This is a genomic window from Nocardioides jensenii JCM 1364 = NBRC 14755 (genome assembly GCF_001552535.1).
Classification (GTDB): domain Bacteria; phylum Actinomycetota; class Actinomycetes; order Propionibacteriales; family Nocardioidaceae; genus Nocardioides; species Nocardioides jensenii.
Map to the genome: position 1 here is coordinate 1 of NZ_BCRJ01000120.1, position 26,882 is coordinate 26,882.

Annotated in this window: 31 protein-coding genes; 26 read left to right on the top strand and 5 right to left on the bottom strand. The window is 68.4% G+C overall.

Annotated elements, in window-relative coordinates; translation table 11 throughout:
• The 4 genes from NJ4_RS22275 to NJ4_RS22290 all read left to right on the top strand — a co-directional run.
• Positions 1–526: FHA domain-containing protein (locus NJ4_RS22275; RefSeq protein ID WP_157551294.1), on the top strand; the 526-nt coding region annotated here is incomplete at its 5' end.
• 14 nt (positions 527–540) lie between these two features.
• A complete protein-coding gene (locus tag NJ4_RS22280; protein ID WP_067440720.1) occupies positions 541–1,803 on the top strand; it encodes an RDD family protein in 1,263 nt (420 codons plus the stop codon).
• Between the two features lie 26 nt (positions 1,804–1,829).
• The gene (locus tag NJ4_RS22285; RefSeq protein ID WP_082749049.1) at positions 1,830–3,011 is read left to right on the top strand and encodes an ATP-binding cassette domain-containing protein; all 1,182 of its coding nucleotides are present in this window, start codon (positions 1,830–1,832) and stop codon (positions 3,009–3,011) included.
• Positions 3,008–3,850 (top strand): ABC transporter permease subunit, encoded by an 843-nt coding sequence (locus NJ4_RS22290; protein WP_067440723.1) that lies wholly within the window; start codon positions 3,008–3,010, stop codon positions 3,848–3,850. Before NJ4_RS22285 ends, NJ4_RS22290 begins: the two co-directional genes overlap by 4 nt.
• 92 nt (positions 3,851–3,942) lie before the next feature.
• Here NJ4_RS22290 and NJ4_RS22295 read toward each other — a convergent pair whose 3' ends face one another.
• Positions 3,943–6,090, bottom strand: coding sequence for a S8 family serine peptidase (locus NJ4_RS22295; protein ID WP_082749050.1), 2,148 nt, complete (start codon positions 6,088–6,090; stop codon positions 3,943–3,945).
• Between the two features lie 114 nt (positions 6,091–6,204).
• On the opposite strand from NJ4_RS22295, the gene NJ4_RS22300 reads away from it, so the two are divergent.
• Both NJ4_RS22300 and NJ4_RS22305 read left to right on the top strand, forming a co-directional pair.
• Entirely contained in the window at positions 6,205–6,843 is a 639-nt protein-coding gene (locus NJ4_RS22300) for an HAD family hydrolase (RefSeq protein ID WP_067440729.1), read from the top strand.
• Between the two features lie 94 nt (positions 6,844–6,937).
• Positions 6,938–7,333, top strand: a complete 396-nt coding sequence (locus NJ4_RS22305) for a cold-shock protein (protein WP_067440732.1) — start codon at positions 6,938–6,940, stop codon at positions 7,331–7,333.
• A gap of 82 nt (positions 7,334–7,415) precedes the next feature.
• On the opposite strand, the gene NJ4_RS22310 is transcribed toward NJ4_RS22305, so the two are convergent.
• Positions 7,416–8,927 carry an MFS transporter gene (locus tag NJ4_RS22310; RefSeq protein WP_082749051.1) on the bottom strand — a complete coding sequence of 504 codons (1,512 nt, stop codon included), beginning with the start codon at positions 8,925–8,927 and terminating at the stop codon, positions 7,416–7,418.
• A 134-nt stretch (positions 8,928–9,061) separates the two neighbouring features.
• On the opposite strand from NJ4_RS22310, the gene NJ4_RS22315 reads away from it, so the two are divergent.
• Positions 9,062–9,847, top strand: a complete 786-nt coding sequence (locus NJ4_RS22315) for a DUF3027 domain-containing protein (protein WP_157551295.1) — start codon at positions 9,062–9,064, stop codon at positions 9,845–9,847.
• A 46-nt stretch (positions 9,848–9,893) separates the two neighbouring features.
• Here NJ4_RS22315 and NJ4_RS22320 read toward each other — a convergent pair whose 3' ends face one another.
• Positions 9,894–10,181, bottom strand: coding sequence for a DUF2530 domain-containing protein (locus tag NJ4_RS22320; RefSeq protein ID WP_245644673.1), 288 nt, complete (start codon positions 10,179–10,181; stop codon positions 9,894–9,896).
• Between the two features lie 74 nt (positions 10,182–10,255).
• Between NJ4_RS22320 and NJ4_RS22325 the strand changes: the two genes are divergently transcribed.
• The 9 genes from NJ4_RS22325 (at position 10,256) to NJ4_RS22365 (ending at position 19,167) form a co-directional block, all read left to right on the top strand.
• On the top strand, positions 10,256–11,797 hold the full coding sequence (locus tag NJ4_RS22325) for an NCS2 family permease (RefSeq protein ID WP_067440735.1): 1,542 nt from the start codon (positions 10,256–10,258) through the stop codon (positions 11,795–11,797).
• A 170-nt stretch (positions 11,798–11,967) separates the two neighbouring features.
• The gene (locus tag NJ4_RS22330; protein ID WP_067440738.1) at positions 11,968–12,216 is read left to right on the top strand and encodes a hypothetical protein; all 249 of its coding nucleotides are present in this window, start codon (positions 11,968–11,970) and stop codon (positions 12,214–12,216) included.
• Between the two features lie 60 nt (positions 12,217–12,276).
• Entirely contained in the window at positions 12,277–12,726 is a 450-nt protein-coding gene (locus NJ4_RS22335; protein ID WP_245644675.1) for a MarR family transcriptional regulator, read from the top strand.
• 7 nt (positions 12,727–12,733) lie between these two features.
• The gene (locus NJ4_RS22340; RefSeq protein ID WP_067440744.1) at positions 12,734–14,035 is read left to right on the top strand and encodes an MFS transporter; all 1,302 of its coding nucleotides are present in this window, start codon (positions 12,734–12,736) and stop codon (positions 14,033–14,035) included.
• A gap of 158 nt (positions 14,036–14,193) precedes the next feature.
• A complete protein-coding gene (gene rpsL / locus NJ4_RS22345) occupies positions 14,194–14,568 on the top strand; it encodes a 30S ribosomal protein S12 (RefSeq protein ID WP_056681807.1) in 375 nt (124 codons plus the stop codon).
• Entirely contained in the window at positions 14,568–15,038 is a 471-nt protein-coding gene (gene rpsG / locus NJ4_RS22350; protein WP_056681804.1) for a 30S ribosomal protein S7, read from the top strand. The genes rpsL and rpsG overlap by 1 nt, the downstream gene beginning before the upstream one ends.
• Before the next feature lie 107 nt (positions 15,039–15,145).
• Positions 15,146–17,206 (top strand): elongation factor G, encoded by a 2,061-nt coding sequence (gene fusA / locus NJ4_RS22355; protein ID WP_407668091.1) that lies wholly within the window; start codon positions 15,146–15,148, stop codon positions 17,204–17,206.
• A 74-nt stretch (positions 17,207–17,280) separates the two neighbouring features.
• Positions 17,281–18,474, top strand: coding sequence for an elongation factor Tu (gene tuf / locus NJ4_RS22360; RefSeq protein ID WP_067440750.1), 1,194 nt, complete (start codon positions 17,281–17,283; stop codon positions 18,472–18,474).
• A gap of 93 nt (positions 18,475–18,567) precedes the next feature.
• On the top strand, positions 18,568–19,167 hold the full coding sequence (locus NJ4_RS22365; RefSeq protein WP_217996962.1) for a mismatch-specific DNA-glycosylase: 600 nt from the start codon (positions 18,568–18,570) through the stop codon (positions 19,165–19,167).
• Here NJ4_RS22365 and NJ4_RS22370 read toward each other — a convergent pair.
• Both NJ4_RS22370 and NJ4_RS22375 read right to left on the bottom strand, forming a co-directional pair.
• Complete coding sequence (locus NJ4_RS22370; RefSeq protein WP_067440756.1) at positions 19,147–19,590, bottom strand: VOC family protein; 444 nt, start codon at positions 19,588–19,590, stop codon at positions 19,147–19,149. The genes NJ4_RS22365 and NJ4_RS22370 overlap by 21 nt on opposite strands.
• A gap of 10 nt (positions 19,591–19,600) precedes the next feature.
• Positions 19,601–20,077: a helix-turn-helix domain-containing protein gene (locus NJ4_RS22375; protein ID WP_067440759.1), complete on the bottom strand. Its 477-nt coding sequence runs from the start codon at positions 20,075–20,077 to the stop codon at positions 19,601–19,603.
• Positions 20,078–20,115: 38 nt separating this feature from the next.
• Between NJ4_RS22375 and trmB the strand changes: the two genes are divergently transcribed.
• From trmB to rpsC, 10 genes are all read left to right on the top strand, one after another.
• Positions 20,116–20,835 carry a tRNA (guanosine(46)-N7)-methyltransferase TrmB gene (trmB, locus tag NJ4_RS22380; protein WP_067440762.1) on the top strand — a complete coding sequence of 240 codons (720 nt, stop codon included), beginning with the start codon at positions 20,116–20,118 and terminating at the stop codon, positions 20,833–20,835.
• A 133-nt stretch (positions 20,836–20,968) separates the two neighbouring features.
• Positions 20,969–21,880: a DUF6892 domain-containing protein gene (locus NJ4_RS26460; protein ID WP_067440765.1), complete on the top strand. Its 912-nt coding sequence runs from the start codon at positions 20,969–20,971 to the stop codon at positions 21,878–21,880.
• 494 nt (positions 21,881–22,374) lie between these two features.
• Positions 22,375–22,683 carry a 30S ribosomal protein S10 gene (rpsJ, locus tag NJ4_RS22390; protein WP_008360994.1) on the top strand — a complete coding sequence of 103 codons (309 nt, stop codon included), beginning with the start codon at positions 22,375–22,377 and terminating at the stop codon, positions 22,681–22,683.
• An 11-nt stretch (positions 22,684–22,694) separates the two neighbouring features.
• Positions 22,695–23,354: a 50S ribosomal protein L3 gene (gene rplC / locus NJ4_RS22395; protein WP_067440768.1), complete on the top strand. Its 660-nt coding sequence runs from the start codon at positions 22,695–22,697 to the stop codon at positions 23,352–23,354.
• Entirely contained in the window at positions 23,351–24,265 is a 915-nt protein-coding gene (gene rplD / locus NJ4_RS22400; RefSeq protein WP_067440771.1) for a 50S ribosomal protein L4, sunset domain variant, read from the top strand. The genes rplC and rplD overlap by 4 nt, the downstream gene beginning before the upstream one ends.
• Positions 24,262–24,567: a 50S ribosomal protein L23 gene (rplW, locus tag NJ4_RS22405; protein WP_056681776.1), complete on the top strand. Its 306-nt coding sequence runs from the start codon at positions 24,262–24,264 to the stop codon at positions 24,565–24,567. The genes rplD and rplW overlap by 4 nt, the downstream gene beginning before the upstream one ends.
• A 31-nt stretch (positions 24,568–24,598) precedes the next feature.
• Positions 24,599–25,435 carry a 50S ribosomal protein L2 gene (gene rplB / locus NJ4_RS22410; protein WP_067440774.1) on the top strand — a complete coding sequence of 279 codons (837 nt, stop codon included), beginning with the start codon at positions 24,599–24,601 and terminating at the stop codon, positions 25,433–25,435.
• 6 nt (positions 25,436–25,441) lie between these two features.
• Positions 25,442–25,723: a 30S ribosomal protein S19 gene (gene rpsS, locus NJ4_RS22415; RefSeq protein WP_067440777.1), complete on the top strand. Its 282-nt coding sequence runs from the start codon at positions 25,442–25,444 to the stop codon at positions 25,721–25,723.
• A gap of 38 nt (positions 25,724–25,761) precedes the next feature.
• Complete coding sequence (gene rplV, locus NJ4_RS22420; RefSeq protein ID WP_082749053.1) at positions 25,762–26,199, top strand: 50S ribosomal protein L22; 438 nt, start codon at positions 25,762–25,764, stop codon at positions 26,197–26,199.
• The coding region (gene rpsC, locus NJ4_RS22425) for a 30S ribosomal protein S3 (protein ID WP_067440783.1) at positions 26,199–26,882 on the top strand (684 nt) is incomplete at its 3' end. The genes rplV and rpsC, both read left to right, overlap by 1 nt.

Below are 26,882 nucleotides of genomic sequence, written 5' to 3' on the forward strand. Positions count from 1 at the left end.
CGAGCCCCCGACCTGGGGCCAGCCGGCCCCGGACGCCCCGGCGGCCAACCAGGCGACCGGTGACGGCGTCGAGCACGACGGCAACACCGTCGCCGGCGGCTACAGCGCCGACCACTTCGCGCGCCAGCACCCCGGCATCCCCGGCCAGCCGCAGGCCCCCAGCGTCACCGCGCAGCCGGTGGCCCGACTGGTCTTCTCCAGTGGCGAGACCATCGACGTCGACCGCGCGGTCCTGGTCGGCCGGGCGCCCGAAGCACGTCGCTTCACCTCGACCGACCAGCCACGTCTGGTCACCGTGCCCAGTCCGAACCAGGAGATCTCCTCGACCCACCTCGAGGTGCGCCCCGGGTCCGGTGTCGACCACGGCAGCGCCATCGTGACCGACATGGGCTCCACGAACGGCACCGTGCTCACCCAGCCCGGTTTCGCACCCGAAGACCTCCAGCCCGGCATCGCCGTCCAACTCCTGCCCGGATCGGTGATCGACCTCGGTGACGGAGTCACGATCCAGGTCACCAGCCTCTGACGGCCTCCGCCGCCATGCCCCCCACCCCCGAGAGCGCGCCCGTCGCGGAGCCGGAACGGCGTTTCCAGGCGTTCGTCGTCGACCGTGCCATTGCGTGGACGCTCTACGTCGGCGCGGCCGTGGCCGCGTGGTGGTGGTGCTTCCGGGAGGACCTCCCGTGGGCCGGGATCGGCATCATCGTGGCGACCGTGGTGGTGGTGAGCCTGGGGTTCGTCGTGGCACTGGGAGCCAAGGGCACCTCTCCAGGCAAGGCGTTGCTCGGTCTCCGGGTGGTCTCGCACGACGGTGGCGGGCCGATCGGATTCGGTCGTGCGCTGGTGCGATCACTCATTGTCGGTCTCGGTTCGATTCCGATGTTCGGGCTGGGGTTGGCCATGCTCGCGTGGACCGCGGTCGAGGACCGCACCCGCGAGCGCCGCGGATGGCACGATCACGTGACCGGATCCCTGGTGATTGACGTGCGACCGGTGCCGGTCGAGGTGGCCACCGCCGACGAACGACCGCGACACGTGGTCAACCTGACCGCGATGAGACTGATGCCGGTGCGCCAGCCGACTGCACCCGTGGTGCCGGCGCCGCCGGTGAATGCGCCACTGGCTCCGCCGACCGAAGGGCCGACCGAAGGGCCGACCGAGGGGCCGGACGCCGACGACTCGACCGTGCTCTCCGCCCCGCAGCCTCAACGGACGCCGCTTCCGCAGCTCCAGGTTCCCCAGGGCCAGGCTCACCAGACCCAGGCCCACCAGGCCCAGGCCCACCAGGCCCAGGCCCACCAGGCCCCGCCTCCCCAGACACCGCGCGCCCCGTTGCGGCCCGTGTCCTCACCTGCGGGAAACGGACCCCCGGGAAACGGATCCCCGGGACGCCCTGCCAACGAGCACACCGTCACCGGAGGGGGGCCCGATCGACCGGGCGCAAGACCGCGTGCGACCGTCCGTCCTCCGATCGCGTGGCGGGTCACCTTCGACACCGGCGAGAGCTTCCTGGTCGAGGGCCTCGGCATCGTCGGACGCCAACCGGTCGCCCGCCCCGGAGAGCCGGTGCGGCACGTCGTACCCCTCCGGTCGGAGGACATGTCGATCTCCAAGACCCACGCGCAGTTTCACCTTGCCTCCGACGGGGCACTGGTGGTGACGGACAGAGGATCCACCAACGGGTCACTGCTGGTCCGCAAGGGCGTGTCCCGCGAACTGAGTGCCGGTCGCCCTGCGACGCTGGTCGACGGTGACCGGGTCGTCTTCGGTGATCGCCAGATGAAGGTGTCCAGAGAGGACTGATTGACCATGACCGAGGAGATCTGCCGATGGCTGTGATCCAGGCCCGAGGGCTCGGCAAGGCCTACAAGGGCAAGACCGCCGTGAACAACCTGTCGTTCGACGTCCGACCCGGGACGGTGACCGGCTTCCTGGGGCCCAACGGGTCCGGCAAGTCGACCACCATGCGCCTGATGCTCGGTCTCGACAACGGTCACGGCACGTGCACGTTCGACGGTCACCCGTTCGCGGCGTACGACGTTCCGATGCAGCATGTCGGCGCGTTGCTGGAGGCCAAGCCGTTCCACCCGACCCGCACGGCGCGCAACCACCTGCGCATGATCGCGGCGCCCAACCGGATTCCCGACACCCGGGTGGACGAGGTGCTCGGCATGGTGGGTCTCTCCGACGTGGCGGGCAAGGAGCCGGGCACCTTCTCACTGGGCATGGGCCAGCGCCTCGGCCTGGCCGCCGCGCTGCTGGGCAACCCGCACACGCTGATCCTGGACGAGCCGGCCAACGGCCTCGACCCGCAGGGCATCCGCTGGATGCGAGACATGCTCAAGAACCTCGCCTCCGAGGGCCGCTCGGTCTTCGTCTCCAGCCACCTGCTCAGCGAGATGGCACTGATGGCCGACGAGCTGGTCGTGATCGGGCGCGGCCGGATGATCGCGAACGGTCCGGTCGCGGAGTTCACCAAGCAGAGCAGCGCGAACCACATCAAGGTGCGCACCCCGCAGGCCCACGACCTGGCCGGGTTGATCGGCCAGCGGCTCGCCGGTCAGGGATCGGTCCAGGCGGTCGCACCCGGCGAGCTCTCGGTGGTCGGTCTGAGCGCCGACGACATCGGCGACATGGCCTTCGACAACCAGATCCGGCTCCACGAGCTGTCCACGGTGCAGGCCAGCCTCGAGGACGCGTTCCTCGAGCTCACCGGTGGCTCCGAGGAGTACCAGGCGCACGCCCTGGCCCCCCGGCCACCCCAGCAGCCCTACGGCCAACAGCCCCAACAGGCCCCTGGGCAGCAGCCCTACGGCGAACAGCCCCAACAGCCCCAACAGGCCCCTGGTCAGCAGCCCTACGGTCAGCCACAGGCACCGTACGGCGGACCGCAGCAACCGCAACAACAGGCGCCGTACGGACAGCCTCAGGCCCAACCCGGTCAATGGGCACAACCGCCGGCACAGGCTCCCCGTGACGGTGGCGACGAGAACGCAGGAGGGCAGGCATGACCGCGGCACTGAGGTATGAGTGGGCCCGGCTGACCACCCTCCGCTCGACGTGGTGGATCACCGGCATCTCGGTCGTGGTCAGCGCCGGCTTCACGTTCGTGGTCGCCATGCTGATCCGGCTCAACATCCCTACCGAGCTCAAGGGCGACGTGAGCAAGAAGGACTCCCAGTTCTTCCTCGAGGCCGGCATGACGCAGTTCTCGAACGTCGACCCGGTCTTCTACCTGATCGCCTACGCGATCGCGATCCTCGGCATCTTGTCGTGGGGTCACGAATACCGCCACGGCATGATCCGGGCCACCCTGACCGCTGTCCCGGACCGGACCTCGGTGTGGAGCGCCAAGTTCATCACCGTCGGAGCCTGGGTGGCCGGTGCGGTGCTGGTGGCCAACGTGCTGTCGCTGATGTGCACGCTGCTGTGGTTCGGCAGTCTCGACTTCCACTACGACTGGCCCGAACTGGGGATCTCCATCGTCCAGCGGATGGTCTACACGGTGCTGCTGACCTGGCTGGTGATGGCGGTGACCGAGCTGATCCGTCACCAGACCTTCGCCCTGGTACTGCTCTACCTGTGGCCGCTCGGGGTCGAGACCCTGCTGCGGGCCATGCTGGCGATCTTCGGCATCTTCAACCCGGGCGTCGACGACTCGGCCCGGTTCCTGCCGTTCAACGCCGGTGGTCGAATCATCCAGGACTGGAGCCTGACCGGTGGCTTCGACCCGGGCGACGGCCTGTTCGGCAACCCGCTGAGCGCCTGGGGCGCGTTCATCATCTTCGGCGGCATCACCGCGGCCGTGATGGCGCTCAGCCTGTTCAGCTTCAAGACCCGCGACGCGTGACCTGAGACCCGTCGCCAGTCCGTCGCCAGGTCGCGCGAACTGGCGACGGGTCGGCCCGAACTGGCGACGGGTCGGCCCGAACTCACGACGGGTCAGCGGGTCAACAGGACCGGGATGCGCACGGTGGTGCCGTTGGCGCCACGCCAGGTCACCGACCCGCTGTCGGCCACGCTGCGCTGCGGCCCGGAACGGCGTACGACGACGTGGAAGTCACGCGTCTCACCCGGAGCGATCTTGATCGCGGCGGGCAGCACGTGCACGTGATGCGTGGCGAAGCCACGGGCCGAGGATGAGTAGTACATCGCGCGCTTGCCGACGTTGGTGACGCTGCGGGTGATCACCGTGCCGCGGGCCGGCACCCGACGCTGAGCCGAGGGCAGGTTGAGCCGCGACGTCTCGCGCCCGGCGTCCAGGGCGCGGCGATAGGCCGAGGGAGCGAGGTCGAAGACCAGTCCCGGGCGGGTGCTGGTCTCGGCGCCACGTGCGATGCCGGCGCCCTGGCGCAGCGCCGTGGGCCGGTGCGCGGCCTGGCGGGCGCTGGTCATCAGCGCCGACCGGACCCGGTTGGCCGACCAGTCGGGGTGGTCGGCGCGCAACCTCGCGGCCAGGCCACTGACCCGGGCGGTCGCCGCCGACGTGCCGCTGAGCAGTTCCCAGTTGCCGTTGCCGGCCACCGGCGAGGTGGCCGCGAGCAGACCGAAGCCCGGTGCCACCAGGTCGGGCTTGACGGTGCCGGCGCGGGCCGACCCGTGGTTCGACCAAGGGAGCACGGCGGGAGCGCCGGCGCCCTCAGGCGTGTGGACGAGTTGTCCGCGCACGGTGCCCGGTCCTTGAAGTGCGCGACGGAGCCGGGCACCCTCAGCGGCATCGACATGCAAGGTGGGGACGGAGTGGAAGTCGGCGCTGAGGCTCTCGCCGGCCGCGTTGACCAACACCATTCCGACGCCGTCGGCCAGGTGCACGGCAGCCGACTTGTCGACGCGCGCGATCACGCCGCGCTCGCAGAGCACGATCTTGTCGGCGACCCCGGCCGCGTCGAGGGCGCCCGGGCGGCACAACCGCGCGTCGGCCCGGCTGTGCCCCGGGGCCGGCACGTCGGAGGCCCGGATCACCGCGGCGCGATCGGGCAGGCGTCGGGCGGTGAGGATGCCGGTGATCTCGTCACCCGAACCGAGCCGGAGGGCCCCGGTGCGATTCGGCCCCGTGCTGGCGCCGACCGTGGTCGTCCACGGCTGCTGGTAGCCCGAGGTGCGGGCGTCGTTGCCGGCCGCGGTGGCCACGAAGATGTCGCGCTCCGCGGCGCCGAGCAGGGCCAGGTCAAGCGTGTCGGGGGCGCCGTCGGAGTTCGAGACGACCGAGAGGTTGAGCACGTCGACCCGGTCGTGCACGGCGCGATCGACGGCGCTGACCAGGTCGGCGCTGGAGCACCCGTCGTCGGCGGGGTCGGGCGCCGACCAGCAGGCCTTGTAGATCGCCAGCCGGGCATCGGGTGCCGTGCCGGAGAAGGTGCCGAAGGTGCGGCCGGAGGACAGGGCGGTGACCTTGGCATTGCCGGCCGCCACCGAGGCGACCTGGGTGCCGTGGCCGGAGTCGTCGCGCGGCGACAGCTCGGACTCCGAACGCAGGCGGTCGGCGCCGAACCCGTCGACGAACCAGGTGGCCGAGACGAGCTTGCCGTTGCAGTCGCTGGAGGCCCACGACGCAGCAGCCGTGCAGGTGCCGTGGAAGTCGGTGGGGGTCTCGCCCAGGGACGTGGTCGAGACGAGGGCAGGGGTGTCGGGGGAGATGCCGCTGTCGACGACCCCGATCACGGTGCCACGGCCCCCGGAGGCGTCGGCGGCTGCGTCGGACGTGACGCTGCCCTGCGTCGCAACCGCGGGCGCCCCGGCCAGCGTGTGGATGTCGTCGCGTTCGAGCAGGGCCACGTCGGGCAGGGTGTGCGCGAGCCGGGCCTGGTCGGGGGTGAGCTCGACGGCGAGGCCGTTGAGCGCCGTCGTCCACCGGTACGTCGGCTCGCCGGCTCCGAGCCGCTCCAGCGTGGCGTCCTGGCGCTCTCGCATCGACGTGCGATAGTCGGTGGCGGACAGGTCGCCGCGGTAGCCCGCCGAACCGGGGCCGCTGAGCGTGATCAGGAAGAGCTCGGCGTCGTCGTCCGTGGCGGACGCGGGCGAGCCGACCGGCATCAGGGCAGCGAGCAGCGTCACCCCGGCCAGGGCAGAGCCCAGTAGAACGCGTCGCATCACAGTTCCCACATGTCGCAGCAGTTACCGAAACCCCCATGGTGACAGCACTGGGAACGGGTTTTCAATTCCGTCTCCACAGGCGGCCGTGCACCACCACCTAGGCTGTCACACATGACAGGCCCTGTGGTCGGTTTCGACCTGGACATGACCCTGATCGACACGGTTCCGGGCTTTGCCGCGACGCTGGTCGTGCTCGGTGACGAGCTGGGCGTCGACTTCCCGGTCGTCGAGCTCACCTCCAAGCTCGGCCCGCCCCTGTCGATGATGCTCGAGGACTACGTGCCCTCGGAGCGGATCGATGCGGTCGTCGACCGGTTCCGCGAGCTCTACCCGACCACCGCGATCATCGAGACACTCGCGTTCCCGGGCGCCCATGCGGCGTTGGCCGCCGTACGTCGTCTCGGGGGCAGCAGTGTGGTCGTGACCGGCAAGTTCACCGCCAATGCGCAGCTGCACCTCGACCACCTGGGCTTCGAGGTCGACCATCTGGAGGGCGAGGTCTGGGGTGTCGGCAAGGCTGCCGTGCTGCGCGAGAAGGGCGCGAGCGTCTACGTCGGCGACCACGTCCACGACGTTGAGGGCGCCCTGGCCGCCGGGGTCACGAGCGTCTCGGTGCTCACCGGCGGCTGCACCCGCGACGAGCTCGAGGCCGCCGGCACGCACGTCGTACTCGCCGACCTGACCGAGTTTCCGGCCTGGCTGGAGGGTCACCTGGCCTTGGCGTTGGCATCGGGTGAGGACGCGACATAGGCTCCGCAGGCACGAGTGTGCGGCCTGCGACGGGCCGCACGAGTCAGCACGATCAGACAGCGCGCCAGCGAGCGCCATCAGGAAGGGGCCTCCAGTGCCTACTGGCAAGGTCAAGTGGTACGACGCCGAGAAGGGCTTCGGGTTCCTCTCCCAGACCGACGGGCCCGACGTCTACGTGCGCGCCGAGGCGCTTCCCGAGGGCGTGACCAACCTGAAGGCCGGAACCAAGGTCGAGTTCGGCATCGCCCAGGGACGCAAGGGCGACCAGGCACTCCAGGTGCGGCTGGTCGACGCCCCGGTCTCGGTGGCCCGCAACAAGTCCAAGGCGCAGCGCAAGAGTCCCGAAGAGATGTCCACGATCGTCGAGGACCTCATCCGGCTGCTCGACGACGTCGGCGAGGGCTACCGCCGCGGCCGGCACCCCGAGGCCAGGACCGCGAAGCCGACCGCGAAGCTGCTGCGCGCACTCGCGGACGAGCTCGAGCTCTGAACAGGTAGGGCGATCACTGAAGGGTTTCACGCAGATGCTGCGCGAAACCCTTCAGTGATCGCACCCAGATGCGGGTCGCGCCTCAGTAGGCGTCGCCGGGCACCGTCTGCGGCTGCTGGGGGTACGGCGGACGTGGACGACGGGTCGGTCCTCCGCGCACGACGAGCACGAAGACGGCCCACGCGGCGAGCACGCCGAAGCCGACGCCCAGGCCGAGCCGCGGGATCAGCGGCATGGCGATGCCCACGAACCCGCCGACCACCCAGGCCAGCTGGAGCATGGTGTCGGAGCGGGCGAACGCGCTGGTCTGGACCCGCTCGTGCACGTGGGTCTGGATCGTGGAGTCGAGGGAGAGCTTGGCCAGGGACTGGGAGAGCCCCGCGGTGAGCCCGAGCGCGACCAGCGGTATCAGCCCGTAGAACAGGGCAGCCAGCAGCGCCATCGCGGCGTCCGCGACCAGGGCCACCACCACGGTGACGGCCGGGTTCACCTTCTTCAGGATCGAGCCGAGGAAGATGCCCAGGGTGTTGCCGAGCCCGGCCGCCCCGATCACCACGCCGAGCAGCATCGCCTGTCTGTGTTCCCAGCCGTCGATGGGGTTCTCACGCAGCAGGAATGCCATGAACATGGTGAGGAACCCGGAGAGGAAGCGTGGACCGCAGTTGGCGCGGAGCGCGAAGGCGACCGGGGCCGGGATGCGCATGCTCTGGCGCTGCGGGTTGGCCCGGGCCGAGGGGCCGGGCATGAGCTCGAGGTGGGCCTCGCCGGCGGAGGAGTCGACCTTGCGGGGGAGCAGGATGGCCAGGATGGTCGCTCCGATGAAGACCACGAATCCGTAGCGCAGCGACCACTCGGGTCCGAAGGTCGCGGCAAGTCCGGCCAGCGGGGCGGAGATGCCGGCGCCGACCACACCGGCCAGGCCGATGCGGGCATTGGCCTTGACCAGGGTGACGCCCTCGGGCACCAGGCGTGGTGCGGCCGCGGCCTTGGTGATGCCGTAGGCCTTGGAGGAGACCAGCACACCCAGCGCCGCCGGGAACAGCCACGTGGACTCGGTCACCACCGCCGCCGCCAGCACCCAGCACAGGAACGCGCGGATCGCCATCGTGCTGCCGATGGCCCAGCGTCGACCGTGGCTGAAGCGGTCGAGGAAGGGGCCGATCAGTGGGGCGACGATGGCGAACGGCAGCATCGTCATCGCGAGGAAGAGGGCGACCTGGCCGCGGGCCTCACCCGTGGGCACCTGGAAGAACAAGGTGCCGGCCAGGGAGATCGCGACCGCCGTGTCACCGGCGGCGTTGAACGCGTGCAGCTCGATCAGGCGGAACAGGCCGGAGTCGCCGGCGCCCTCGGCGTGGGAGGCGCGGCGGGCCACCCGGAAGGTCGCCCTGCTGGCCTTGGCGGTGCCACGGGCCACGGCGCGGGCGCCGACCCCGGTCGCCTTGGCGAAGCGGACGGCGTTCTCACCGGCCGAGCGTCCCGACGGTGCGTAGGGGTCGTCGTACCCCGGCTGTGGGCCGTCGGAGCCCTCGGGGCGCCACTGTGACTCCTGATGCGGATCGCGATGAGGATCGCCCGGTGGCCGTGTGGTCATGCGAACATCCTGCCCGTTGCCCCCGACATCATGCGAGCCGAACCCTCCACTTCAGTCCCCCTGTTAGGCCGCGTCGACCGGTCAACCGCCACCCGGCAAGACAATACGTCCTCGCATGGGACACAATCACGCACGTGACCGCGACAACCCGAACCAAGTCCGACAGCGTCCTTGCCGCTGCCGTCGACGAGGCCCGCGCTGCCTTGGCCGCCGACGTGCCGGCTTCCGACATCGGCGAGCACCTCGGTCATCAGGACGAGGGGGAACGCGTCCTGAGCCACTTCTTCGACTGCACCCGCCCGGGCTACCGGGGCTGGCGCTGGTCGGTGACGTTGACCAGGGCCTCGAGGCAGAAGACTCCGACCGTCGACGAGATCGTGCTGATCCCGGGCGCCGAGTCGATCACCGCGCCACCCTGGCTTCCCTACAAGGAGCGCATCCAGCCGGGCGACCTCTCGCCCGGCGACCTGCTGCCGGTGGACGACGACGATGCCCGCCTCGTGCCGACGTACCTGGTCGGCGACAGTGGCATCGACCCGCTCGACCGCCAGGAGCAGGCGCAGCTCCGTCAGGTCGCCGACGACCTCGGGCTCGGACGGGTGCGCACCCTCTCGGTCGAGGGCCGTGACCAGGCTGCGCAGCGGTGGTACGACGGCGACGGCGGCCCGCAGAGCCCGATCGCGCTGCAGGCCCCGGCCAACTGCTACTCCTGCGGTTTCCTCGTTCGTCTCGCCGGCCCGCTGTCGATGACGTTCGGTGTGTGCGCCAACGCCAATGCCAACGCCGACGGCCGTGTCGTCGCCCTGGGCCACGGGTGCGGAGCGCACTCCGAGGCGCAGCTGTCGAAGAAGCAGCAGCCGCTGCCCCGGCCCGAGCACGTCTTCGACACCCTCACCATCGACGACGTCGAGGCGATCTGACGCAGGCGCTCCTCGCCGGCACCGGTCCCTGATCCGCGGAGCGTCCTCAGGCGGAGGGGGCCGCACCCGCCTCGCGGGCCTGGCGACGGCGACGGCAGAACTCCAAGCCGAAAAGGCCCAGGCCGAACCCGGCCATGCAGGTCCACAACCACCACAGGTGGCCGTCGTCGGAGAGCCGCCCGTAGAACGGCAGCAGGGCCAGGAACCCGAGCAGCCACAGGCCGGTGCCGACCTCCAGCGTGCGTACGCCGTCCACGTCGAGCGGGTCGACGTCGGCCACGATGTAGGTGCGGTTGCCGATCTCGTGCGTCTTCGGCTGTTCCTGGGGCTCCACAGCACGAAACCTAGTCCACCGCGTGACATCGCCGTAACCGGGCGGAGTGCACACCGGTCCCGAAATCTGCCACGATGCGGTTCGTGAACTCACCTGCGCAGGCTCGGGCCACTTCGAGCATCGACTCGTTCTTCAAGATCACGGCACGCGGCTCGACGATCAGCCGGGAAGTGCGTGGTGGCCTGGTCACGTTCTTCACGATGGCCTACATCATCGTGCTGAACCCGCTGATCCTCGGCTACTCCTTCGACAGCGACGGCGAGGTGCTCGGCGGCGGCAGCGTCCCCGGAGGCAACGTCGCGATGATCGCGGCGGCCACCGCGCTCGTGGCCGGAGTCATGACCATCCTGATGGGCCTGGTCGGCAACTATCCGATGGCGCTGGCCACGGGGCTGGGGCTGAACGCCTTCGTCGCGTTCGTGATCGCCAAGGAGATGACCTGGGCCGACGCGATGGGCCTGGTCGTCCTCGAGGGTCTGGTGATCCTGGTGCTCGTGCTCACCGGCTTCCGTGAAGCGGTCTTCCACGCGGTCCCGGCTCAGCTCAAGATCGCGATCTCGGTCGGCATCGGTCTGTTCATCACGTTGATCGGGCTCGTCGACGCCGGTTTCGTGCACCGCACGCCCCTGCTGCCCAGCACCACCGTCCCCGTCTCGCTCGGGTGGGACGGGCAGCTGCAGGGGTGGCCGGTGGCGGTCTTCGTCTTCGGCCTGCTGCTCCTCTTCGCGCTGCATGCCCGCCGCGTCAAGGGCGCCATCCTGATCTCGATCGCGGTCACGACGCTGATCGCGATCGTGGTCGAGAAGCTGGCCGGGCTCGGCGGCTCCGGGCCGTTCGCCCTGCCGGTCTTCGGTGAGGACGGCGCACCGGCTGCCGGCCAGGCCGATGGCAGTGGCTACGACCCCTCGGCGTGGGGGCTGGCCGTGCCCGAGTGGCCCAAGGACCTGATCGCCAAACCCGACTTCGGCCTGCTCGGCGACTTCAACCTGTTGGGCGCCTGGCAGAACGCCGGAATCGTGGTCGCTTGCCTGTTCGTGTTCACCCTCTTGCTCGCCGACTTCTTCGACACCCTCGGCACCATGACCGCGATCGGCACCGAGGCCGACCTCCTCGACGAGGACGGCACCCCGCCCGGCACCCGCAGGATCCTGGTCGTCGACTCGTTGGCTGCTGCCGCCGGTGGCGCCGCGGGTGTCTCCAGCAACACGTCCTACATCGAGTCCGCCTCCGGTGTCGCCGAAGGTGCGCGCACGGGCCTGGCCAGCGTCGTGACCGGGTTGATGTTCCTGCTGGCCACGTTCTTCGCGCCCCTGGTCGAGGTCGTGCCCTCCGAGGCCGCCGTGCCGGCCCTGATCCTGGTCGGATTCCTGATGATGCAGCAGGTCAAGGGGATCGACTGGGACGACATGGAGATCGCGCTGCCGGCCTTCCTGACCATCGTGGTCATGCCGTTCACCTATTCGGTGTCGGCGGGCATCGGCGCGGGATTCATCGCCTACGTGTTCCTCAAGGTGGTGCACGGAAAGTTCCGTGCGATCCACCCGCTGATGTGGGTGGTCACGGTGCTCTTCGTCGTCTACTTCGCGATCCACCCGTTGACCACCCTCCTCACCTGATTCCTCCGCTGACCCGTCGTGAATTCGGGCCGACCCGTCGTGAATTCGGGCCGACCCGTCGTGAGTTCGCCGAACTGGCGACGGGTCACCCCGAACTGGCGACGGGTCAGCGGACCGGGACAGTCAGGGTGGTGACCGGGTTGTCGAACTCGTCGAGCCGGAGGCCGGCGGTGTCAGCAGCACCAGCACTGCGCACGACCCTCGACGACCCGCAGGACATCGTCGGCATGACCAGCCTCGGCCTGCCGGCGTACGAGACCGGCGACGGTGTGGCCGTGTTCCTCAAGGACGACAAGACCCTTGAGGTCGACGCGACGGGCCTGCCCGACACGCTTGGTCCCGACGACGACATGACCCGGGCAGACCTGGCCCATGCGGTGGCGACCAGTGTGCTGGCCCGCTGGGAGAAGCACGCCTGACCTCGGTCGAGCCACCCTCGGTGGATTTGTTTAGTCTAGGTAATGACCTATGCTAAGAACATGCCGACCGTCGAGAAAGCCGCCCGCACCAACGCCGGACTGGCCTCCGAGCTTCGGCTCTCGGTCATGCGGCTGCGTCGGAGACTCTCCTCCGAGCGCGCCCCCGACAACGAGCTGAGCATCGCCACGATGGCCGTGCTGGGCTGCCTGCACCGCCACGGCGAGTGCACCGTCGGCCAGCTCGCCAAGCGCGAGCGGGTGCAGCCGCCGTCGATGACCCGCACCGTGAACTGTCTCGTCGACGAGGGATACGTGACCCGACGGCCGCACGAGACCGACGGCCGCCAGGTCGTGGTGGCTCTGACCGACCGGGGTCGCGAGGTGCTGGTCGCCGACCGTGCCCGACGCGACGCCTGGCTGGCCCGGCGACTGGCCGACCTGACCGCCGACGAGCGCGCCGTCCTTCGTGCCGCTGCGCCGATCCTGCAACGCCTGGCAGAGGAGGACTGACCCACCGTTGAGTCCGACCTTCCGCTCCCTGCACAACCCGAACTTCCGTCGCTACGCCGCCGGCAGCCTCGTCTCCAATGTCGGCCTGTGGATGCAGCGCGTCGCCCAGGACTGGCTCGTGCTCGTCCTCACCGGCAGCGGCACCGCCCTCGGCATCACCACCGGCCTCCAGTTCCTGCCGGTCCTGCTGCTCTCGCCGTACGCCGGCGTGATCGCGGACCGCTTCGACAAGCGGCGCCTCCTGCAGGTCACCCAGGCCGCGATGGGGGTCGCCGCTCTGGCGCTGGGCCTGATCACCGTGCTCGGCGTGGTCGAGCTCTGGCACGTCTACGCGATCGCGTTCGTCTTCGGCATCGCCTCCGCCTTCGACGCCCCGGCCCGGCAGTCGTTCGTCTCCGAGATGGTCGACGCCACCGACCTGACCAACGCGGTCGGTCTCAACTCCGCGACCTTCAACACCGCCCGCATCCTCGGCCCCGGCCTGGCCGGCCTGATGATCGGAGCCCTGGGTGGGGGCGTGTGGGCCACCGGCTGGGTGATCCTGGTCAACGCGGTCTCCTACCTCGCGGTGATCTGGCAGCTGGAGCGCATGGAGACCGCGCTCCTGCACACGCCGAAGCGCGTCGAGCGGGCTCCGGGCGCGCTCCGCGAGGGCGTCGAGTACGTACGCCGGCAGCCGCGGATGGTGCTGATCCTGATCATGGTCTTCTTCGCCGGCACCTTCGGCATGAACTTCCAGATCACCTCCGCCTTGATGGCGACCGACGTCTACGGCAAGGGCGCCGGTGAGTTCGGCCTGCTGGGCTCGACCATGGCGATCGGCTCCCTGGCCGGCGCCCTGATGGCGGCCCGGCGGGTGCACATCCGGCTGCGCCTGCTCGTCCTGGCCGGCCTGGGCTTCGGCGTCGCCGAGATCGCGGCCGGCCTGATGCCGACGTACCTCACCTTCGTGGTGGTCACGCCGTTGATCGGCTTCGCCACGCTGACCCTGCTCAACTCGGCCAACTCGGTGCTCCAGCTCGAGTCCGATCCGCAGCTGCGCGGGCGGGTGATGGCGCTCTACATGACCATCGTGATGGGCGGTACGCCGCTCGGATCACCGATCATCGGCTGGATCGGCGAGGCCTTCGGGGCTCGGTGGACCCTGGTCATCGGTGGCGTGCTCACCATGGCTGGTGTCGGACTGGCGGTGGCGGTGTTCTGGCGCATGAACAGGGGCGCTCCTGGCGTTTTGACCCCCGCAGGGCGGGCGGGTAACGTGTTCCCTCGTGTCTGGGACAACCCGGCTGTTGTGCGTGCTCGAAAGTAGTTGAGGCGCAGGCAACAGCCGACACGCCCGAGCGCGGGGGTGGCCACCGAGGGGTTGCCAGCACCACCCGGACACGCTGTCCTCCCGGACACATCGCAGTTCATCGTTCCCGTCAAGTTGTCGGGTCCTGAGAGAGAAAACGAAGGGGAACCACCAAGGTGCCCACCATTCAGCAGTTGGTCCGCAAGGGCCGCCAGGACAAGGTGTCGAAGAACAAGACGCCTGCCCTGAAGGGGTCTCCGCAGCGCCGAGGCGTCTGCACCCGCGTCTACACCACCACCCCGAAGAAGCCGAACTCCGCCCTGCGCAAGGTCGCCCGTGTGCGCCTGTCCAGCGGCGTCGAGGTCACGGCCTACATCCCGGGCGTGGGCCACAACCTTCAGGAGCACTCGATCGTGCTCGTCCGCGGCGGTCGCGTGAAGGACCTCCCCGGTGTTCGCTACAAGATCATTCGCGGCTCGCTCGACACCCAGGGCGTCAAGAACCGCAAGCAGGCCCGCAGCCGCTACGGCGCCAAGAAGGAGAAGAGCTAATGCCTCGCAAGGGTCCCGCTCCCAAGCGCCCGATCGACGTCGACCCGGTCTACGGCTCGCCCGTCGTCTCCCAGCTCGTCAGCAAGGTGCTGATGGACGGCAAGAAGCAGGTTGCCCAGCGCATCGTCTACACCGCGCTCGAGGGTTGCCGCGAGAAGACCGGCACCGACCCGGTCGTCACGCTCAAGCGTGCGCTCGACAACGTCAAGCCGGCCATCGAGGTCAAGTCCCGCCGTGTCGGTGGCGCGACCTACCAGGTTCCGGTCGAGGTCAAGGGCACCCGCGGCTCCACGCTCGCGCTGCGTTGGCTCGTCGGCTATGCGAAGGACCGTCGTGAGAAGACGATGGCCGAGCGCCTGATGAACGAGATCCTCGACGCGAGCAACGGCCTCGGTGCCGCTGTGAAGAAGCGCGAGGACACTCACAAGATGGCCGAGTCCAACAAGGCCTTCGCTCACTACCGCTGGTGACCCGGGCTCTCGAGCCTGTCATCGCGACCAACTCTTTTCGAGGGGACATCACTTAAGTGGCTGTCGACATCACCACGGACCTCACCAAGGTCCGCAACATCGGCATCATGGCGCACATCGATGCCGGTAAGACCACGACCACCGAGCGCATCCTGTTCTACACCGGTATCAACTACAAGATCGGCGACACCCACGAGGGTTCGGCGACGATGGACTGGATGGAGCAGGAGCAGGAGCGTGGCATCACGATCACGTCTGCTGCGACGACGTGCTGGTGGAAGGATCACCAGATCAACATCATCGACACCCCGGGTCACGTCGACTTCACCGCCGAGGTGGAGCGTTCGCTCCGTGTCCTCGACGGTGCCGTCGCCGTGTTCGACGGTGTTGCCGGCGTCGAGCCCCAGACCATGACGGTGTGGCGCCAGGCCAACAAGTACGCCGTCCCCCGCATGTGCTTCGTCAACAAGATGGACCGCACCGGCGCCGACTTCTTCAACTGCGTCGACATGATGGTCGACCGGCTCAACTCCACGCCGCTGGTCCTGCAGATCCCGATCGGCGCCGAGGGCGACTTCCTCGGTGTCGTCGACCTGATCGGCATGCGTGCCCTGACCTGGCGTGGCGAGACCACGATCGGTGAGGACTACGAGATCGAGGAGATCCCGGCCGAGCTGGTCGAGCAGGCCAACGAGTGGCGCGTCAAGCTGCTCGAGACCCTGTCCGAGGCCGACGACGAGATCATGGAGAAGTACCTCGAAGAGGGCGAGTTCACCGTCGAGGAGCTCGAGGCGGCCATCCGTCGCGCGACGCTCGCCGACAAGCTGAACCCCGTCCTCCTCGGCACCGCGTTCAAGAACAAGGGCGTTCAGCCCCTGCTCGACGCCGTGGTGAAGTTCATGCCCTCGCCGCTCGACATCGACGGCATCCAGGGTCACTCGGTCAAGGACGAGGACGAGGTCATCGTTCGCCAGCCGTCCGACAACGAGCCCTTCTCCGGCCTCGCCTACAAGATCGCCACCGACCCGCACCTCGGCAAGCTGATCTATGTGCGCGTCTACTCCGGCAAGCTCGAGGCCGGCTCGACCGTGCTCAACTCGGTCAACGGCCGCAAGGAGCGCATCGGCAAGGTCTACCAGATGCACGCCAACAAGCGCGAGGAGATCGCGTCGGTCGGTGCCGGTCAGATCGTGGCGGTCATGGGTCTCAAGGACACCAAGACCGGTCACACGCTGAGCGACCCGCAGAGCCCGGTCGTGCTGGAGTCGATGTCGTTCCCGGCCCCGGTGATCGAGGTCGCCATCGAGCCGAAGACGAAGTCCGACCAGGAGAAGCTGGGCACCGCGATCCAGCGCCTCTCCGACGAGGACCCGACCTTCACGGTCAAGACCGACGAAGAGACCGGTCAGACGATCATCGCCGGTATGGGCGAGCTCCACCTGGACATCCTCGTCGACCGCATGAAGCGCGAGTTCCGCGTGGAGGCGACCGTCGGCAAGCCGCAGGTGGCCTACCGCGAGACGGTCCGCAAGGACGTCACGAACCACAGCTACACGCACAAGAAGCAGACCGGTGGTTCGGGTCAGTTCGCCAAGGTCGTCATCTCGCTCGGCCCCAACATCGACCCGGAGACCGGCACGGGTGCCGGCTACGAGTTCGTCAACAACGTCTCGGGTGGCCGCGTGCCGCGCGAGTACATCCCGTCGGTGGACCAGGGCGGCCAGGCCGCCATGGAGTTCGGTGTTCTCGCCGGCTACCCGATGGTCGACGTGAAGTTCACGCTCGAGGACGGCGCCTACCACGACGTCGACTCGTCCGAGCTCGCGTTCAAGCTCGCCGGCAACCAGGCCTTCAAGGAGGCCGCACGCATGGCCAAGCCGGTGTTGCTCGAGCCGATGTTCGCGGTTGAGGTCACGACCCCCGAGAGCTTCCTCGGCACGGTCATCGGTGACATCAACTCGCGTCGCGGTCAGATCCAGGCACAGGAAGAGCGTCACGGCGACATGGTCGTCAATGCGCTCGTGCCGCTTTCCGAGATGTTCGGGTACGTTGGCGACCTGAGGTCCAAGACCTCGGGTCAGGCTTCGTACTCGATGGAGTTCGACTCGTACGCCGAGGTTCCCACGAACGTCGCCGACGAGATCATCAAGAAGGTTCGCGGCGAGTAACCTCGTCATGACCCTCGGCACAGCACCACCCACATTTACGAGTCAAGAAACACACAACCCAGGAGGAGCCCACAGTGGCTAAGGCGAAGTTCGAGCGGACCAAGCCGCACGTCAACATCGGCACCATCGGTCACATCGACCACGGTAAGACGACGCTGACCGCGGCGATTACCAAGGTGCTGCACGACGCGTACCCGGAGCTGAACGCGGCTTCCGCATTCGACGAGATCGACAAGGCGCCTGAAGAGCGCCAGCGCGGCATCACGATCTCGATCGCGCACGTCGAGTACCAGACCGAGGCGCGTCACTACGCGCACGTTGACTGCCCGGGTCACGCGGACTACATCAAGAACATGATCACCGGTGCGGCCCAGATGGACGGTGCGATCCTCGTGGTCGCAGCGACCGACGGTCCCATGCCGCAGACGCGTGAGCACGTGCTGCTCGCCCGCCAGGTCGGCGTGCCCGCCCTGGTCGTGGCGCTCAACAAGTGCGACATGGTCGACGACGAGGAGCTCATCGAGCTCGTCGAGATGGAGGTGCGCGAGCTCCTCTCCGAGTACGAGTTCCCGGGCGACGACATCCCGGTCGTGCGCGTTGCCGCCTTCCCGGCGCTGCAGGGCGACGCCAAGTGGGGCGAGTCGATCCTCGAGCTGATGAAGGCTGTCGACGAGGCCATCCCGACCCCCGAGCGTGAGACCGACAAGCCGTTCCTCATGCCTGTCGAGGACGTCTTCACGATCACCGGTCGCGGCACCGTCATCACGGGCCGCATCGAGCGGGGCATCGTGAAGGTGAACGAGGAGGTCGAGATCATCGGCATCCGCGAGGGCTCGCAGAAGTCCACGGTCACCGGCGTCGAGATGTTCCGCAAGCTGCTCGACGAGGGCCAGGCCGGTGAGAACGTCGGTCTGCTGCTTCGTGGCACCAAGCGCGAGGACATCGAGCGCGGCATGGTTGTCATCAAGCCGGGCACCACGACCCCGCACACCAACTTCGAGGCCTCGGTCTACATCCTCTCGAAGGAGGAGGGCGGCCGCCACACGCCGTTCTTCAACAACTACCGTCCGCAGTTCTACTTCCGTACGACGGACGTGACGGGCGTTGTGACGCTTCCCGAGGGCACCGAGATGGTCATGCCCGGTGACAACACCGAGATGGTCGTCGAGCTGATCCAGCCCATCGCCATGGACGAGGGTCTGCGCTTCGCCATCCGCGAGGGTGGCCGCACGGTTGGCGCCGGTCGCGTCACCAAGATCACCAAGTGATCTAGCCTCACCTGCTTCATCCGAAGGGCCCTGCACCGCTCGCGGTGCAGGGCCCTTCACATGTCTGAGCCATGGTCTGATGGGATGGGCGCCATGCCCCGCTTCTCGCGTGCCGAGCTCGAGTCGATGCGAGGCGTCGAGGTGCCCGACCTGGTCGGCCCGGGGCTGCGCCTGCTGTTCGTGGGTATCAACCCCGGCCTGTGGACCGCGGCCACCCAGACCCACTTCGCGCATCCGGGGAACCGCTTCTACCCGGCTCTTCACCGTGCCGGAATCATCCCGTGCCCGATCGACCCCGCCTCAGGCATGACTGACGCAGACCGCGCGATGATGATCGAGCACGGCCTCGGCATCACCAACCTGGTCCGTCGGGCCAGCGCCCGGGCCGACGAGCTCACCCGCAGCGAGCTGCGCGAGGGCGGGGACGCCTTGACACGTTTCGTCGCCCGGCACCGGCCACGTGTCGTGGCGGTCGCCGGCATCACCGCCTATCGCGCTGCGTTCGGCGAGCCCCGCGCCACCGCGGGCCGACAGCCCGAGCTCCTTGCCGGTGCCGCGCTCTGGGTGGTGCCCAACCCCAGCGGCCTGAACGCCCACGAGACGACGGCCTCGCTGGCGGAGAAGTACGCCGAACCGGCACGTGCCGCGGGCCTGCTGGAGGAGGCAGGGGCGTCAGCCGAGATCCTCGAGTGACATCGAGGCCGGGTCGAACGCCTTCGGCTCGACGAGCACGATCCAGTTCCCTGAGTTGTCGCGCATCAGGGCCTCGACACCGTAGGGCCGATCAGCCGGCTCCTGGAGGAACTCCACGCCCTTGGCGGAGAGCTCCTCCCAGGTCTTGCGGCAGTCGTCGACGTTGAGGCCCACGCCCGGGAGGCCGCCGTCGGCCTGCGCCCGCTGCATGGCCTCGACGAGCTCGGGGGACAGCGGCTCGCCCGGGGTGGTCAGGTGCAGGTGGAGCTCGGGTTGCTGCGGGTGGACGACGGTCAGCCAGCGGAAGTCGGGGCCGAGCTGCACGTCGTCCCCCTTCTCGAAGCCGAGGACGTCGGTGTAGAACGCGAGGGATTCGTCGAGGTCCTTGACCCAGACGCTGACGAGAGAGACGTTGGTGATCATGGGAACGACGCTAGGGCGTGGCGGCCGGTCCTGGCTTCTCCCCGATTGCGGACTCGGCCTCAGGGACACGTCGACGCTCTGCCAGGCCCCACATGAGCACGTAGCACCCGGGTATCCGCGGCGCCCCTGACGCGGCGTACCGCCTCTGGAACTCGCTCGGCGTCTCGCCGACCAGCTCCCGGAACCGGCTGCTGAACGATCCGAGGCTGGTGAACCCGACCGCGTGGCAGACCTCGGTGACGGTCAGGCCGGTGGCACGCAGCAGGTCCTGTGCCCGTTCGACGCGTCGCTCGGACAGGTAGGCGACCGGGGTGCGGCCGTAGGTGCCCTTGAACAGTCGCAGGAAGTGGAACTTGCTCAGGCTGGCGATGCCGGCGAGGGTGTCGAGATCGAGTGGTTCCGCGTAGTGGCGGTCGATGTGATCGCGGGCCCGGCGCAGGTAGACCAGCACGTCACCCGGCGCTCGCGGCGTCGATTCGCTCGGCATGTGTGAAGTATGCCGTCCGGCCGTAGGATTGCCCGGCCATGAACCAGTCTCGCCCCGCCCGCCCCCACCACAAGCTGACCGAGGACGGTCGCCGGGTCCGGGAGGTGCTCACCTACTCGCGCCGGGGGAGCCGGTTCACGCCCAAGCAGCAACAGGCCTGGGACGCGTACGCCGAGCGCTACGTCATCGCCGAGGAGTCGGTCGACCGACCGGGTTTCACGCTGGCCGGTCAGTTCGCCACCGTGAGACCGCTGATCATCGAGATCGGGTGCGGCGTGGGGGAGGCCACCGCGCCACTCGCGGCCGCGCGTTCGTCGTACAACGTCGTCGGCTTCGAGGTGTGGCACCCCGGCGTGGCCGAGACGATCGGCCGCCTGGGTGAGCTGGACGTCGACAACGCGCGGATGTGCAGCGTCGACGCGGTCTGGTCGATGGAGCACCTCGTGGGCGGTGGGGAGCTGGCCGAGCTGTGGACGTTCTTCCCCGACCCGTGGCACAAGAAGCGCCACCACAAGCGTCGTCTGGTCACCCCCGACTTCGCTGCCCTGGTCGCCAGCCGACTCGAGGCCGGGGGAGTGTGGCGCCTGGCCACCGACTGGGCCGACTACGCCGAGCAGATGGTCGAGGTGCTCGACGCCGAGCCGGCTCTGTCCGGCGGGGTCGTCGACCGGTGGGCCGATCGACCGGTGACCCGCTTCGAGCGTCGTGGCCTGGCCGAAGGGCGGGCCCCGGTCGACCTGCTCTACCGCAAGGTCTGAAGCTGTGCCCGCGCACTCCGACCAGCCAGGCGCCGACGCAGACAACAGGCCCGCTGCGGGACACCGGGTTTGGCATCACACCCGTGGGGCATGACGGCTCCGCCCGACCCGGGCCATGACACGAGGAGATCGCATGGGACTCACGGACGCGATGCACATCGACCTGCAGGAGCGGTGCGTCGTCATCGACGGACGGGAGTTCGCCTTCCCCCTCGTGCTCACCGACCTCGACGAGGTGCTGGGTGAGCGCGACTTCGTCGGCAACTGGAAGGGGTATGGGCTCAGCGCCAAGATCGACTTCAAGGCGGCCGAGCCGAGCCACACCAAGCAGTTGACCGTGCACGTCTCTGATGCCGAGCTCTCGCGTTCACGGCCGGATCAGCCGTTCCGCGGGACCTTGACCGTCAACGGCGTGCCCTGGGCCACGGCGATCCCCATCAAGCGGCACGAGCACCTGCACGTCGTCGAGCTCGGCAGGACCGAGGTCATCGCCTGGGCCGAGAACAGCCAGTTCCCCGAGCAGGTCGTGCGGGTCTCGATCGAGAGCAAGCTCCGGCTTCCGAAGAAGAAGGCGGCCGGCCCGAAGCCCGGGCCCGCCGCGTCGAAGCCGGCCCCCGCCGCGGTGCCCTCCTTGCGCTTCACTGACCTGGGCTTCAAGCTGGCCGTCGTCGACGAGCTCATGTATCGCCAGGGCGTCCTCGAGCCGAGGTTCGACGTGCATGACTTCGTGGAGTCCTTCGAGGGCCGCGACATCGACGTCGACGGGGAGGGCCACGACCCGATCCCCGAGGTGCTCTCGTTCTTCGAAGCGCTCGAGGTGCCGAGCGACCTCGTCGACAAGGTGACCGAGCTGCACATGGACGGGGGCAACACCATCTACCTGCAGATCGCCCCGTTCTGGTCGGGGGAGGACGGCGCCTTCGACCTGACGTCCGTCGCCGACGCGGCGCAGTTCCCGAACCTGCGAGCGATGACCGTGATGTCCGAGGACGACGCGCTGGTGGAGGCACTCGTGGCCCAGGGCATCGAGGCGGAGCTCCTCTGACTCCGCAAGGGCCGGTGTGCCCCGATGCGCCCCGGCGACCGTGTCCGCCGGAATCGTGGAATCGGGCGTCCGCGTGGTCTACTCGGGGTCTTGGACTTCTTGACCACGAGAGCCTCGAACCACTGATCGGTGTGTTGTGCGGAGCACAGCCCAATCGATTTGGTAAGTCGGGGTCCTCTCTGCCAAGATAGTCCGGTTGCTCCGGCGGGTTGCCGGGGTGCGACCAAACTTGACTACTGAATCGCGTTTCCAGTTCGTGAATCGGTGGTTGGCGTGCGGCCGCACCGGTTCGGAAACCCGATCAGCTCGACGAACCCGTCGGGCGCCACCACCAAATCCAGCGGAATCACGGCTGAAGTTGCGCGAAGTCAGCGCGACACGCCCGACCGCGGGGGTCGGCGGAGCACGGCGGGACGACTTCACCCGGAGTCGTGTCGAGACAGACTGCACGCGGTGCCCACAGCGGTACTAGAGACAAGGGACGAGAGAGACCTATGGCGGGACAGAAGATCCGCATCAGGCTCAAGGCCTATGACCACGAGGTGATCGACACCTCGGCGCGGAAGATCGTTGACACCGTGACCCGTACGGGCGCGAAGGTTGCTGGCCCGGTGCCGTTGCCGACCGAGAAGAACGTGTACTGCGTGATTCGCTCTCCGCACAAGTACAAGGACTCTCGCGAGCACTTCGAGATGCGCACGCACAAGCGCCTCATCGACATCATTGACCCCACGCCGAAGACGGTCGACTCGCTCATGCGCCTCGACCTGCCTGCCGGCGTCGACATCGAGATCAAGCTCTGAGGTCGGGAGTCATGACTACTGAACACAACATCAAGGGCCTTCTGGGCACCAAGCTGGGCATGACCCAGACCTGGGACGAGAACAACAAGATCGTCCCCGTCACCGTGATCGCGGCTGCGACCAACGTCGTCACCCAGGTCCGCCAGCCCGAGACCGATGGCTACAACGCCATCCAGCTCGGCTTCGGCGAGATCGAGGGACGCAAGGTCACCAAGCCTGCCTCGGGTCACTTCGAGAAGGCCGGCGTCACGCCGCGCCGTCACCTCGTCGAGATCCGGACCGCTGACGCCGCGTCGTACTCGGTCGGCCAGGAGATCAGCCCCGAGCTGTTCGCCGCCGGCGACGAGATCGACGTCACCGGCACCAGCAAGGGCAAGGGCTACGCCGGTGTCATGAAGCGTCACGGCTTCCACGGTGTCTCCGCCTCGCACGGTGCCCACCGCAACCACCGCAAGCCCGGCTCGATCGGCGCCTGCGCCACTCCGGGTCGTGTCTTCAAGGGCATGCGCATGGCCGGCCGGATGGGTGGCGACACGATCACCACCCAGAACGTCACCGTCCACGCCGTCGACGTCGAGAAGGGCCTCGTGCTGCTCAAGGGTGCCGTTCCCGGCCCCAAGGGTGGACTCGTGGTCCTCCGCTCGGCGATCAAGAAGGAGGTCTCCCAGTGAGCACCAACGCGAAGGTCGCCAAGGTCGACCTCCCCGCCGAGATCTTCGACGTCCAGGTCAGCATCCCGCTGATCCACCAGGTCGTCGTGGCCCAGCAGGCCGCTGCACGCCAGGGCACGCACTCCACCAAGACCCGCGCCGACGTGCGCGGTGGTGGCCGCAAGCCCTACAAGCAGAAGGGCACCGGCCGGGCCCGTCAGGGCTCGACCCGCGCACCGCAGTTCGCCGGCGGTGGCGTCGTCCACGGTCCGCAGCCGCGTGACTACGACCAGCGCACGCCCAAGAAGATGAAGGCTGCTGCCCTCAAGGGCGCGCTGACCGACCGGGCTGCCAACGGTCGCATCCACGTCGTCGAGTCGCTGGTCTCGGGCACCAAGCCCTCGACCCGGGACGCGATCGGCGCGCTGGCCTCGCTCAGTGATCGCCGCCGCTTCCTGGTCGTGCTCGAGCGTGGCGACAACGTGACCTGGCTGTCCCTGCGCAACGCGCCCGACGTCCACATCCTGGCCGTCGACCAGCTCAACACCTACGACGTCCTGCACTCCGACGACGTGGTCTTCACCAAGGGCTCGTTCGACGCCCTGGTGGCCGGTACGCCGAAGGGCAAGTCGGTCAAGGCCGTTGCCGCCGAGTCCGAGACCACGGAGGCCCCGGCCACCGAGGTCACGGCCTTCGCAGCCGTCGACGACGCCGACCACGCCGGTGGCGCACAGCCGCTGGAGAACGGTGAGGCGCCCGAGGGCTACGAGATCAAGGGCAACAAGGACTCCATGAAGTACCACGCCCCCGGTGGCCGTTGGTACGACGCCACGGTGGCCGAGGTCTGGTTCAAGACCGCTGCCGACGCCGAGGCTGCTGGCTTCGTCGAGGCCGGCAAGAAGGCTGCTGCCACTGAGGAGGACGACAAGTGAGCACCCTGAACAAGGACCCCCGCGACATCCTGATCGCACCGGTCGTGTCCGAGAAGAGCTACGCCCTCCTCGACGCCAACAAGTACACCTTCGTCGTGCGTCCCGACGCCAACAAGACCGAGATCAAGATCGCGGTCGAGAAGGTGTTCAACGTCAAGGTGACGTCGGTCAACACGATCAACCGCCAGGGCAAGACGCGTCGTACGCGTTTCGGCATGGGCAAGCGCGCGGACACCAAGCGCGCCATCGTCAGCCTCGCTGAGGGCCACCGCATCGACATCTTCGGGGGCCCGGTCTCCTGACCGGCGCCTTCTAGCAGAGGACTGAGAGAAAATGGCTATCCGCAAGTACAAGCCGACTACCCCGGGCCGTCGTGGCTCGTCGGTCGCCGACTTCGTCGAGATCACCCGGACCACTCCGGAGAAGTCGCTGACGCGCCCGCTGCCCAAGAAGGGCGGCCGCAACAACCAGGGACGCATCACCACGCGTCACCAGGGTGGCGGTCACAAGCGTGCCTACCGTGTCATCGACTTCCGTCGTTACGACAAGGACGGCGTGCCGGCCAAGGTCGCTCACATCGAGTACGACCCCAACCGCACCGCGCGCATCGCGCTCCTGCACTACGCCGACGGCGAGAAGCGCTACATCATCGCGCCGAAGGGCCTGGAGCAGGGCGTCGCCGTCGAGGCCGGCCCCAACGCCGACATCAAGCCGGGCAACAACCTGCCGCTGCGCAACATCCCCGTCGGTTCGACGATCCACTGTGTGGAGCTTCGTCCCGGTGGCGGCGCCAAGATCGCCCGCTCGGCCGGCAACTCGGCCCAGCTCGTCGCCAAGGAAGGCTCGCGCGCCACGCTGCGTCTGCCTTCCGGCGAGATGCGGTTCGTCGACGTGCGCTGCCGCGCCACGATCGGTGAGGTCGGCAACGCCGAGCAGTCGAACATCAACTGGGGCAAGGCCGGCCGCATGCGCTGGAAGGGCAAGCGCCCGACCGTCCGTGGTGTCGTCATGAACCCGGTCGACCACCCGCACGGTGGTGGTGAGGGCAAGACGTCCGGTGGTCGTCACCCGGTGTCGCCGTGGGGCAAGCCCGAGGGTCGCACTCGCAAGAGCAAGGCCTCCGACTCCCAGATCATTCGTCGCCGCAAGTCCGGCAAGGGTAGGAAGTAATCGACTATGCCTCGTAGCCTGAAGAAGGGCCCGTTCATCGACGGCCACCTGCAGAAGAAGGTGGACGCCGAGAACGCCAAGGGCTCGCACAACGTCATCAAGACCTGGTCCCGCCGGTCGATGATCGTGCCCGACATGATCGGCCACACGATCGCCGTCCACGACGGCCGCAAGCATGTTCCCGTCTTCGTCTCCGACTCGATGGTCGGTCACAAGCTCGGTGAATTTGCCCCGACCCGCACCTACCGCGGGCACGTGAAGGAAGACCGGAAGGGCCGCCGCCGCTGACGCGGTGGAGCCCAGAAGAGTACTGGAGATAACGAGCAATGAGCGTTACAGAGCGTAGGCGCACCAGCGCCCGTCGCGAGTCGCTGCTCGGCGACCAGCCGGGTGCCTTTGCGAGCGCGCGCTTCGTGCGGATCACCCCGATGAAGGCCCGCCGTGTCGTCGACATGGTCCGTGGTCTGCCCGTCGAGGATGCCCTCGCGCTGCTGCAGTTCGCACCGCAGGCGGCCGCCGAGACCGTGTTCAAGATCCTCGAGAGCGCCGTGGCCAACGCCACGACCACCGAGGGCCTCGACGCCGGTTCCCTGGTCATCGCGACCGCGATGGTCGACGAGGGCCCGACGATGAAGCGTTGGCGCCCGCGTGCGCAGGGCCGGGCCACCCGGATCAACAAGCGCACCAGCCACATCACTCTTGTTGTGCAGCCGGCGGACGTCGTCGCTGCGCAGAAGACCGTGAAGAAGGGACGGACTGCCTGATGGGGCAGAAAATCAACCCGAACGGCTTCCGCCTCGGCATCTCGACGGACCACAAGAGCCGTTGGTACGCCGACAAGCTGTACAAGTCGTACGTCGGCGAAGACGTCGCGATCCGCAAGCTGCTCTCCAAGGGCATGGAGCGGGCCGGCATCTCCAAGGTCGAGATCGAGCGCACCCGTGACCGCGTCCGCGTGGACATCCACACGGCCCGTCCCGGCATCGTGATCGGTCGTCGTGGCGCCGAGGCCGACCGCATCCGCGGCGAGCTCGAGAAGCTCACCGGCAAGCAGGTCCAGCTGAACATCCTCGAGGTCAAGAACCCCGAGATCGACGCTCAGCTGGTCGCCCAGGGCGTTGCCGAGCAGCTCTCCGGTCGTGTCCAGTTCCGTCGTGCCATGCGCAAGGCGATCCAGACGTCCATGCGCTCCGGCGCCAAGGGCATCCGGATCCAGTGCTCGGGTCGACTGAACGGTGCCGAGATGTCGCGTACCGAGTTCTACCGCGAGGGTCGCGTGCCGCTGCACACCCTGCGTGCCGACATCGACTACGGCTTCTACGAGGCCCGCACCACCTTCGGTCGCATCGGCGTCAAGGTGTGGATCTACAAGGGCGAGGTCGCCGGCACCCGTGCCGAGCGTGAGGCGCAGGCTGCTGCCCGCGCCGGTGCGCCCGGCCGTGGCGGC

Bases quoted from the DNA above. Each gene is read 5' to 3' on its own strand.
- NJ4_RS22280 (WP_067440720.1), top strand. From the start codon at position 541: ATGCCCCCCACCCCCGAGAGCGCGCCCGTCGCGGAGCCGGAACGGCGT.
- NJ4_RS22285 (WP_082749049.1), top strand. From the start codon at position 1,830: ATGGCTGTGATCCAGGCCCGAGGGCTCGGCAAGGCCTACAAGGGCAAG.
- NJ4_RS22290 (WP_067440723.1), top strand. From the start codon at position 3,008: ATGACCGCGGCACTGAGGTATGAGTGGGCCCGGCTGACCACCCTCCGC.
- NJ4_RS22295 (WP_082749050.1), bottom strand. From the start codon at position 6,090: ATGCGACGCGTTCTACTGGGCTCTGCCCTGGCCGGGGTGACGCTGCTC.
- NJ4_RS22300 (WP_067440729.1), top strand. From the start codon at position 6,205: ATGACAGGCCCTGTGGTCGGTTTCGACCTGGACATGACCCTGATCGAC.
- NJ4_RS22310 (WP_082749051.1), bottom strand. From the start codon at position 8,927: ATGACCACACGGCCACCGGGCGATCCTCATCGCGATCCGCATCAGGAG.
- NJ4_RS22325 (WP_067440735.1), top strand. From the start codon at position 10,256: ATGCGGTTCGTGAACTCACCTGCGCAGGCTCGGGCCACTTCGAGCATC.
- NJ4_RS22335 (WP_245644675.1), top strand. From the start codon at position 12,277: ATGCCGACCGTCGAGAAAGCCGCCCGCACCAACGCCGGACTGGCCTCC.
- rpsG (WP_056681804.1), top strand. From the start codon at position 14,568: ATGCCTCGCAAGGGTCCCGCTCCCAAGCGCCCGATCGACGTCGACCCG.
- fusA (WP_407668091.1), top strand. From the start codon at position 15,146: ATGGCGCACATCGATGCCGGTAAGACCACGACCACCGAGCGCATCCTG.
- NJ4_RS22365 (WP_217996962.1), top strand. From the start codon at position 18,568: ATGCCCCGCTTCTCGCGTGCCGAGCTCGAGTCGATGCGAGGCGTCGAG.
- NJ4_RS22370 (WP_067440756.1), bottom strand. From the start codon at position 19,590: ATGATCACCAACGTCTCTCTCGTCAGCGTCTGGGTCAAGGACCTCGAC.
- NJ4_RS22375 (WP_067440759.1), bottom strand. From the start codon at position 20,077: ATGCCGAGCGAATCGACGCCGCGAGCGCCGGGTGACGTGCTGGTCTAC.
- trmB (WP_067440762.1), top strand. From the start codon at position 20,116: ATGAACCAGTCTCGCCCCGCCCGCCCCCACCACAAGCTGACCGAGGAC.
- NJ4_RS26460 (WP_067440765.1), top strand. From the start codon at position 20,969: ATGGGACTCACGGACGCGATGCACATCGACCTGCAGGAGCGGTGCGTC.
- rpsJ (WP_008360994.1), top strand. From the start codon at position 22,375: ATGGCGGGACAGAAGATCCGCATCAGGCTCAAGGCCTATGACCACGAG.
- rplC (WP_067440768.1), top strand. From the start codon at position 22,695: ATGACTACTGAACACAACATCAAGGGCCTTCTGGGCACCAAGCTGGGC.
- rplB (WP_067440774.1), top strand. From the start codon at position 24,599: ATGGCTATCCGCAAGTACAAGCCGACTACCCCGGGCCGTCGTGGCTCG.
- rpsS (WP_067440777.1), top strand. From the start codon at position 25,442: ATGCCTCGTAGCCTGAAGAAGGGCCCGTTCATCGACGGCCACCTGCAG.
- rplV (WP_082749053.1), top strand. From the start codon at position 25,762: ATGAGCGTTACAGAGCGTAGGCGCACCAGCGCCCGTCGCGAGTCGCTG.